This is a genomic window from Nocardiopsis sp. NPDC058631 (assembly GCF_042716955.1).
Taxonomy (GTDB): domain Bacteria; phylum Actinomycetota; class Actinomycetes; order Streptosporangiales; family Streptosporangiaceae; genus Nocardiopsis.
Genome location: NZ_JBHXQY010000160.1, coordinates 1 through 8,608, shown reverse-complemented (window position 1 = coordinate 8,608; position 8,608 = coordinate 1). Strand labels below are relative to the sequence as shown.

Annotated in this window: 7 protein-coding genes and 1 tRNA gene; 6 read left to right on the top strand and 2 right to left on the bottom strand. The window is 73.3% G+C overall.

All coding sequences use genetic code 11. The annotated features are described in order from the left end of the window. Positions 1-353 precede the first annotated feature (353 nt). Entirely contained in the window at positions 354-1,760 is a 1,407-nt protein-coding gene (locus ACFWTE_RS29110) for a CoA transferase (RefSeq protein WP_378783125.1), read from the top strand. A gap of 54 nt (positions 1,761-1,814) precedes the next feature. Here the strand turns inward: ACFWTE_RS29110 and ACFWTE_RS29105 are convergent, their stop codons facing one another. Together ACFWTE_RS29105 and ACFWTE_RS29100 are read right to left on the bottom strand one after the other, a co-directional pair. Next, positions 1,815-2,021: a hypothetical protein gene (locus ACFWTE_RS29105; RefSeq protein ID WP_378783124.1), complete on the bottom strand. Its 207-nt coding sequence runs from the start codon at positions 2,019-2,021 to the stop codon at positions 1,815-1,817. After that, the gene (locus ACFWTE_RS29100; protein ID WP_378783123.1) at positions 2,018-3,124 is read right to left on the bottom strand and encodes a LacI family DNA-binding transcriptional regulator; all 1,107 of its coding nucleotides are present in this window, start codon (positions 3,122-3,124) and stop codon (positions 2,018-2,020) included. The genes ACFWTE_RS29105 and ACFWTE_RS29100 overlap by 4 nt, the downstream gene beginning before the upstream one ends. A 153-nt stretch (positions 3,125-3,277) precedes the next feature. Here ACFWTE_RS29100 and ACFWTE_RS29095 point away from each other — a divergent pair, with 153 nt between their 5' ends. The 5 genes from ACFWTE_RS29095 (at position 3,278) to ACFWTE_RS29075 (ending at position 8,591) form a co-directional block, all read left to right on the top strand. Next, entirely contained in the window at positions 3,278-4,906 is a 1,629-nt protein-coding gene (locus ACFWTE_RS29095) for an HAD family hydrolase (RefSeq protein WP_378783122.1), read from the top strand. 31 nt (positions 4,907-4,937) lie between these two features. Beyond that, positions 4,938-5,861, top strand: a complete 924-nt coding sequence (locus ACFWTE_RS29090; protein ID WP_378783121.1) for a cell division protein FtsQ — start codon at positions 4,938-4,940, stop codon at positions 5,859-5,861. Beyond that, a complete protein-coding gene (locus ACFWTE_RS29085; RefSeq protein ID WP_378783120.1) occupies positions 5,858-7,594 on the top strand; it encodes an ABC transporter ATP-binding protein in 1,737 nt (578 codons plus the stop codon). Before ACFWTE_RS29090 ends, ACFWTE_RS29085 begins: the two co-directional genes overlap by 4 nt. After that, positions 7,587-8,417, top strand: coding sequence for an energy-coupling factor transporter transmembrane component T family protein (locus ACFWTE_RS29080; RefSeq protein WP_378783119.1), 831 nt, complete (start codon positions 7,587-7,589; stop codon positions 8,415-8,417). Before ACFWTE_RS29085 ends, ACFWTE_RS29080 begins: the two co-directional genes overlap by 8 nt. 101 nt (positions 8,418-8,518) lie before the next feature. Further along, positions 8,519-8,591 (top strand) — tRNA-Ala (locus tag ACFWTE_RS29075). Positions 8,592-8,608: the final 17 nt, after the last annotated feature.

Sequence of the window (8,608 nt, the reverse complement as noted above, 5' to 3'; positions counted from 1 at the left end):
GGGTCGGTGGGGTGGGTGGGGCGTCCCCCTGCAACGTGAGGCCGCGTCTTGCGGGTTGTGGTCACGTCTCCCGAGGTTCACGAGACTCTGGGCGACCCTGCTCGCGCGTGACCGCGCTCGCGGGGTCGCCTTCGTCGTTCCCTCTGGGGGAGACCCCCCGAACCCCCGCGGCAACCCCTTGTGGTCTGGGTCGTGCTGGTCGGTGGGGTACGCGTATGGGCGGCCCGTGACGGGCCCCGTGCATCTCCGATCTTCGGGGCGACCCTGCTCGGCGGGCTTCGTCCGCCTCCCCACCGCACCGCCGGCCCTCCTTCGCGTACGGTGATGGACCTTCCGGCGAGAGGAGCGGGGCGATGGGCGGCGGCCACGGCACGAGCGGACCCACGGACGGAAAAGACCTCGCGCGGGTCATGGCCGCGCGCATCCTGGCCTCCGGGCGGGCCCCCTCCCAGGGGCGGCTGACGGTCACGGGGGTCGGGAACCTGCCCTCGGTCCTCCCCGTCACGGAGTTCGCCGCCGCGTCCGTCGGCGCCGCCGGGGTCGCCGCAGCCGACCTGGCCGCGGCGGCCGACGGACGCCACCGGGACGTCCGTGTCGACCGCCGCCTGGCCTCGATGTGGTTCGCGTGGTCCCTGCGCCCGGTGGGATGGCGTACCCCGTCCCCCTGGGACGACGTCGCGGGCGACTACCGGACCTGCGACGGGTGGATCAGGCTGCACACGAACGCCGCCGCCCACCGCGAGGCGGCCCTGCGCGTCCTCGGCGTGCCCGGCGAACGCGACCCGGTGGCGCGGGCCGTGGCCGGCTGGGAGGCGGCCGAGCTGGAGACACGGGTCGTCGAAGCCGGGGGATGTGCGGCCGCCATGCGCTCGGCCGCCGAGTGGGCCTCGGGCGAACAGGGCAGGAGCGTCGCCTCCGAACCCCTCATCGCCTGGGAGGACGGCGACCGGTCGGGGGCGGTGCCGACCCCTGCCGGGGGCGGGCGCCCTCTGGAGGGCCTGCGCGTCCTCGACCTCACCCGGGTCCTGGCGGGCCCCGTGGCGACGAGGTTCCTGGCACTGCTCGGGGCCGACGTCCTGCGTGTGGACCCGCCCCGGTGGGACGAGCCTGGCCTGGTCCCGGAGGTCATGCTCGGCAAGCGGTCCGCGCGGCTCGACCTGCGCGACGCGCGCGGGCGCGGGCGCCTGCTGGAGTTGCTGGAGCGGTGTGACGTCCTCGTGCACGGCTACCGCCCCGGAGCCCTCGACGGGCTGGGTCTGGGCGCCGCCGTCCGCCGCGGGGCGCGACCCGGACTGGTCGAGGTCGGACTCGACGCCTACGGCTGGACCGGCCCCTGGCGCACGAGGCGCGGCTTCGACAGCCTGGTGCAGATGAGCACGGGCATCGCCGACGCGGCCATGCGTGAGTGGGGGCTGGACGCGCCCAAGCCCCTGCCGGTCCAGGCCCTGGACCACGGCACCGGGTACCTGATGGCCTACGCGGTTCTGGAGGGCCTGAGGCGGCGGCTCGACACCGGCCTCGGCTCCGTCGCCAGGCTGTCCCTGGCGCGCACGGCCCTTTTCCTCACCGGGCACCGGGCCCCGGCCGCCCCCGACTCCCAGACGCCGGCCCCGGAGACCGACGACGACCTGGCCCCGGGGGTCGAGGACACGGAGTGGGGGCCGGCGCGGCGGCTCCGGATGCCGCTGGAGGTGGAGGGAGTGGCCTTCGCGGCGCCGCGCCCGGCGGGAGCGCTGGGTTCGGGCCAGGCACGGTGGTGACCCTCGTCCGAACCGGGTCCCCAGGAATGCGCCAGGGGCGCTGACCGGACCGGATCAGGGAGATCGCGGAGTCCTGACCCGTGCGTCGACGAAGGAGAGGAGGTCCGGGTCGTCGGAGACCAGGCGGTCCACCTCCTCTCCGCCGTCGCACCTGCACAGGGCGACCGTCACCCGGGACGGGGCCCGGTCCACCACCCGCCACACGGCGCCGTGGTCCTCCCACCGGGTCAGGATCTCGACCGGGTCCTGTGCGTCGCTCATGGTGTCCTCCTACCCCGACTGGGCCGATGACCCTCCCGGCCTTCCGGCGGCGTGGAGGGGGAGCTGTCCTGCGGACCGCGCTCCGCGAGGGGGCCCGGTGGGGAGGTCGAGTCGCGGACGACGAGCCGGGGGACCAGGACCTCGTGCCGGTCCTCGGTGCGTCCACCCATGCGCTCCGACAGCAGCCGCACCGCCAGGTTCCCCATCACCGACCGGGGCTGGTCCACGCTGGTCAGACGCGGTCGCACGGTCTGGGCCAGGAAGGTGTTGTCGTAGCCGACCACCGACAACCCGGTCGTCCCGGCGGTGTACGCGCGGTCGAGCACGGCGAGCGCGGCCAGGTCGTTGACGGCGAAGACCGCTGTCGGCTCCGTGCCGAGCAGTGCGCCGGCGGCCCGTTCGCGCCCGTGCGGGGCGTCGCCGATCTCCCGCACCGTCGCGTGGTCGGCCAGGCCCAGGTCCCTCATGGTCTCCTGGTAGCCCCGGCGACGGGCCCGTGAGGCGGGGCGCCCGCTGCCCGCCAGGTGCGCGATGCGTTCGTGCCCGAGCTCCGCGAGGTGCCGCACCGCGGCCTCGGCTCCCGCCCGGTCGTCGTTGGCGACGGTGTCGACCCCCGGGGCGAACTCCTCGGGGCGGCCCACCATGACGACCGGGACCCGGCCGGCCGCGTCGGCCAGCGCCCGCGGCTCCAGCCAGGAGCTCACGACCACGACGCCGTCCACGTTCAACCGGAGCAGCGCGTCCAGCTGCCGGGCCAGCCGTGCGCGGTCCCGCTGCCCGTGGGCCAGGAGCACGGTGAACCCCTCGGCGTCGGCGGACTCCTCGACCCCTGCCACGACCTCGGTGTGGTAGGGGTTCGCCAGGTCCGTCAGGAGCACGCCCAACATCATGGTCCGCCCCTGCACCAGGCTGCGGGCGAGCGTGTTGGAGCGGTAGCCGAGCCGTTCGGCGGCGGCCAGGATCCGGGCGCTGGTCGCCTCGCTCACCCCGCGGTCACCGCGCAGCGCCAGTGACACCAGGGACTTGGACACCCCGGCTGCGGCGGCCACGTCCACGATGGTGGGCCGCCGACCGCGCCCGGGCGGTTCCTTCGTTCTCGTCACCCCTTTATTGTGGCGCGCTCCCGCGACTGCCGTTCCCCCGAATCTGGAACGTTCCAGTTTCGTTTCCCATCGGGCCACCGCACGGACTCCCCATATCAGCGGACCCTACCTAGCGTCACAGGTGAACGCACATCCGACCCGGTAGGAGACCTCTTGGACACGGCCATCCCCGCCCTGCGACGACGCCCCCACGCCCTTCTCCTCGACTTCGGCGGAGTGGTCTTCCAGACCCGCAAACGGCCCGAGGGGCGGGCCGACGTCGCCCGCCACCTGCACGAGGTCCTCCTCCGGGCCGGACACGACGTCGACACCGACACCCTGCGCGGCTCCCTCGACGCCGGCCTCGCCGCACTCAAGGACTGGAAGAACGCCGCCGGCCGCCGCCGGGCCCCGCTCGAACTGGACCACCGCACCATCTGGACCGACTTCCTCGCCTCGGACCTGGACGCGCCCGTCCGGGAGACACTGGCGGGCAGCGCCGCCGGGCTCCTCGCCGACATGTCGCCCCTTTTGTCCGAACACGAGGTGCGCCCCGGTGTGCGCGACCTCCTCGACGCGGCCCGGTCCCTCGGCGTCCGGGTCGGCATGGTCTCCAACGCCCACTCCGGCCGCTCCCACCGCAGGATCCTGCGCCAGGCCGGCCTGGAGGAGTACTTCGGCGTGCAGATCTACTCCGACGAGGTCGGCATCCGCAAGCCCCACCCCGAGATGATCGCCCTGGCCGCCCGCGCCCTCGGCACCGTTCCCGAACACTGCTGGTACGTCGGGGACACCCAGGACCGCGACGTCGTCGCCGGACGCCGTGCCGGTGTCGCCGCCGCCGTCCTCACCCGTCACCACCACACCGACACCCCGCCCTACCCGGTCCGCGAGACCGCGGACGCGGTCTTCGACACCCCCGAGGGGTTGGTGGACCCGCTCCGGCGCAGCATGCCCGAGGACCCGGCCCCGCCGACCGCCCCCGTCCGCGTCGACCGGAACGGGAACGCCCGGGGGGTCCCCGGCGCGCTCCTCCTCGACCAGGGCGGAGTCATCGCCGTCTCCGCGCCCACGCCCGAGGCCCAGCGCGCCTTCGCCGAGAGCCTCGCCACGCGCCTGGACCGGGCCGGCCACACCACCACCACCGACGAGGTCCTCGCCCTGGTCCTCGACGGCCGCGACCGCTACCGCGACTGGAAGGCCGCGCACCCCGAGGACGGGCCGATCCCCGAGGTCACCCCGCGCGCCTTCTGGTACGACATGGTCGGCCGCGACCTGCCCGCCCGCGCCCGCGCCTTCCTGTACGCCGAGTCGGCCCAGCTCACCCTGGAGTACGCACGCTCCAAGAGCCACGCGGAGATGCGCCGCGGCGTCCGCGAGGTGCTGGAGTTCTGCGCCGACCGCGGCGTCCCCGTCGGCATCGTCTCCAACACCGTGTGCGGTCGCGCCGTCCGCGAGGAACTCGAACGGTTCGGCATCGACCACCTGGTCGGGGCCCACGTGTACTCCGACGAACTGGGCCGGCGCAAACCCGACCCCGCGACCGTCCGCGCCGCGCTCACCGCGCTGGACGCGGACCCCGCCGAGACCTGGTTCGTCGGGGACAAGCCCTGGCGCGACACCGCCGCCGCGCACCGGGCCGGGGTCGGCGTCTCCGTGATCGTGCGCGGCGGATCCGCCGCCGACGACCGGATCGACGCCGCCCTCGCCGGAGCCGCCCTCCAGCGCCCCACCCACGTCATCGACGAGATGGACGACCTCCTGGGCCTGTGGGCCCACGCGCCCGCGCCCCTCGCCCCCTGACCAGCCCCTCCCCCTCGCCGAAAGGCCGACCATGTCCGACCCCGCCCGCCACGCCACGCCCCCCGACGTCCGCGTCCCCTCCGGACCGCCCGAGCTCAACTCCGGCCAGAAACTGATGGTCTTCGTCCTTTCGATGACCCTCTTCGGACTCGCCAACATCCTGACGGAGGTGCTGCCGGAGGTCCGGATCGGCCCGGTCGAGCTGTCCGTCTCCTACCTGGCCTTCGTACCGGTCATCATGGTGTCCCTGTTCCACCCGCTGTACGCCGCCCTGGGAGCCCCGCTCGGCGAGATCGTCTTCGTCGACCTGCTCATGGGCGACTTCTCCGGCCTCGGCGAGCTGGAGGGCTACCTCCAGATGTTCCTCGCCCTGTACATCGCGGGCTGCCTCGTGCGCGACCCGCGCAGGCGCGGACAGCTGTTCGCCGCGAGCGTGACCGTCGTCGTCGTGGACAAGCTGCTGTCCGCGGTCGTCGACATCGGCAAGGTCATGGTCGGGGTCGAGGACGCCGAATACGTGTCCGGCCTGCCCGAGTCGATCCTGCTGCTGGAGGGCATCGGCTTCACCACCGACCTGGTCATCAGCGGCATCCTCTTCGGCGCACTCCCCGCCATGGCGCTGGCACCGCGCCTGTACGGCAAGATCGAACCCCTGCTCGGCCTCGCGCCGCGCGACCCCGCCCGTCCGATCCCGCTCTCCGGTCGCGGCACCGGCGCGTTCCTGCTGCTGGCGCTCTTCCTGGCCTTCGTGTCGATGATCGCGGCGTTCACCTCCGAGATCGTGGACAACTTCGGGGTGTGGGAACCCGACTTCATCGACCAGTACGGTCAGCGCTTCCTGTGGATCGGAGCGTCCGCCGCGGTCATCGTCCTCGTCGCCCTCGTCATCACGGTCCGGTTCGTGGTCCGCTCGCGCCGCGAGCGCGCCGCCCAGGACCGCGGAGAGCGCCCGTGAGCGCCCCCGCGATCGAGGTCCAGGGGCTCTCCTTCCGCTACCCCGGAGCCGACCGCGACAGCCTGCGCGGCGTGGACCTGCGGATCGAGCGGGGGGACTTCGCCGCCGTCGTCGGCGGCAACGGCTCGGGCAAGACCACCCTGTGCAAGACGTTCAACGGCCTGGTCCCGCACTACTGGTCGGGGACCTTCGACGGCGCCGTCCGGGTACTGGGCGAAGACACCCGCGCCATGTCCGTGGGCGCCCTGTCCCACCGGGTCGGCTACGTCTACCAGGACTTCGGCAACCAGCTGGTCCGGCCCACCGTCCGCGACGAGATCGCGTTCGCCCCGGTCAACTTCGGACTCGCCGACCACGCCGAACGCACCGAGGAGGCGATGGAAATCTTCGGTCTCACCCCCATCGCCGACCGGTTCACGTGGCAGCTGTCCGGAGGCCAGCAGCACCTGACCGCCCTGGCCAGCGTCATGGCGCTGCGCCCCGACGTGGTGGTGGTCGACGAACCCGTCGCCGAACTCGACCCCGCCCGCGCCACCGCCATCTACGAGGCGCTCGCCGACATCAACTCCCGCCTGGGCACCACCGTGGTGGTGATCGAGCACCACGCCGAGTACGTCGCCCGGTACGCCCGCTCGGTGGTCCTGATGGCCGACGGGGCGCCCGTGTGGCACCTGCCCGTCCGGGAGGCGATGGAACGCGCCGAGGAGCTCGACCGCCACGGCGTGCCCGCACCCCAGATCGTGCGGCTGACCAGGAGCCTGGTTCCGGACGCGCCGGTGCCGCTGACCGTGGCGGAGGCCGCCGAACACCTGCGCGACCGGCTCCCCGCCACCGTCGCGCCCCCGTCCGCCCCACCGGCGGAGCACGGAGCGGCGGGGGAGCGGGAGGGCACGGGCGAACCGGTCGCCGAACTGGTCGGGGTCCGGCACGGCTACCGCGAGGTCGGCGGGGAACTGTCCGAGGTCCTGCACGGACTCGACCTGACCCTGCGCGAAGGAGAGCGCGTCGTCCTCGTGGGCGGCAACGGCGCGGGCAAGTCCACGCTCCTGCGCCTGCTCACCGGCCTCAAGGTGCCCCGGGAGGGCACCGTCCGGGTCGGCGGGACCGACACCCGGACCGTGCGCCCCGCAGCCCTCGCCGACCGGGTCTGCTACCTGTACCAGCGCCCGGAACAGATGTTCCTCAAGGACAGCGTGTACGAGGACGTGGCCATGTTCCCCCGGGGACGTGGGCACCCCGACACGGACGCCCTGGTCGCCGAGGTCCTGGAGCGGGTCCGGCTGACCGACCTGGCCGACCGCGACGGCCGACTGCTGTCCGGTGGCCAGCAGCGCCGGGCCACCCTCGCCGTCGGACTGGCCATGCGCCCGTCCCTGCTCCTGCTGGACGAGCCCACCTCCAGCCTGGACACCGCCAGCCGCGACGCCGTCATCGCGATGCTCGACGCGCTCGCCGAGACCATCCGGTGCACGGTCGTGGCCACCCACGACATGCACCTGGTCGCCGAGTGGGCCCAGCGTGTGGTGGTGCTCGACGGCGGACGCATCGCCGCGGACACCGACCCCGCCGGGCTGTTCGCCGACCGGCGGCTCATGGAGTCCGCGGGCCTGTTGGCGCCCCAGATCACCCAGCTCGGCCTGGAGCTGGACATCCACCCGCCACCGCTGTCCGTGGACGAACTCCTCGGCCGGCTGGGCGGCCTGCTCGCCGTGGGAGGTGAGGAACGTGCGTAAGGAACGCGACACGCTCTCCGTGGAGTGGGTCAAACTCGAACTCCTGCGCACCGCCTACGCGACCCGGGGCGGGATGCTCGCGGGCCGGGACCCCAGGTTCGTGGTCGGCTGGTACCTGATCTTCGCGGTCGTGCCCTGGTTCACCCACAACATCACCGTGCTCGCCTGCCTGTTCGCGGTCTGCGCCGCCGCCGTGGTGCTCAGCCGCGTGGGACCGCTGGTCCTGGGGCTGTTCCTGATCGGGTTCGTGTTGGAGAGCCTCTACGTGCTGTTCGCCGCGTGGTTCTTCGACGGCGACATGACCACCGTGCTCGCGCTGGTCGAACTCACGCTGAAACTCGCCACGATCAGCCTCGCCAGCATGGCCGCCTTCGTGTCACTGGACCCGGAGAAGCTCTCCGACGCCCTGCTCAGCCTCCACGCTCCCGCGATGCTCAGCTTCGGCGTGAGCTACGGGTACCGGATGCTGCCCGTGCTCATGGAGGAGTTCCACACCGTCGTGGACGGGTACCGGCTGCGCGCCGCCCCCCTGGCCTCCCCGGGCCTCCTGGGCTGGCGCGTCGTGGTGCGGACCGGCACCACCGTCGTCAACGCCTTCTACCCGCTCATGCTGAACACGGCGAAGCGGACCCGGACCACGGTCGAGGCACTGGAGACCAAGGGGTTCACCTACGCGTCCGAACACCCGGACGGGCGCCGCATCCGCCTCGCCTACCTCAGGGCCGACCGGTGGGACGTACTGCTCATCCTCGCCACGCTCCTCCTGGTCGCCGCGTGCTTCGCGGCAGGCGCCGCCTACCCGCTCCACGGCGGGGTCGGCTGAGCACATCGGGCGCCCCGCACCCGTGTGGGGCGCCCGACACCCCGCCTGTTCGTCCCACCCTCCCAGGTCCGATAGACTCAAACCGTTGCCGTACGGCACACGGGGCTATGGCGCAGTTGGTAGCGCGCCTCCATGGCATGGAGGAGGTCTGGGGTTCGAATCCCCATAGCTCCACGAGACTCTGGGCGACC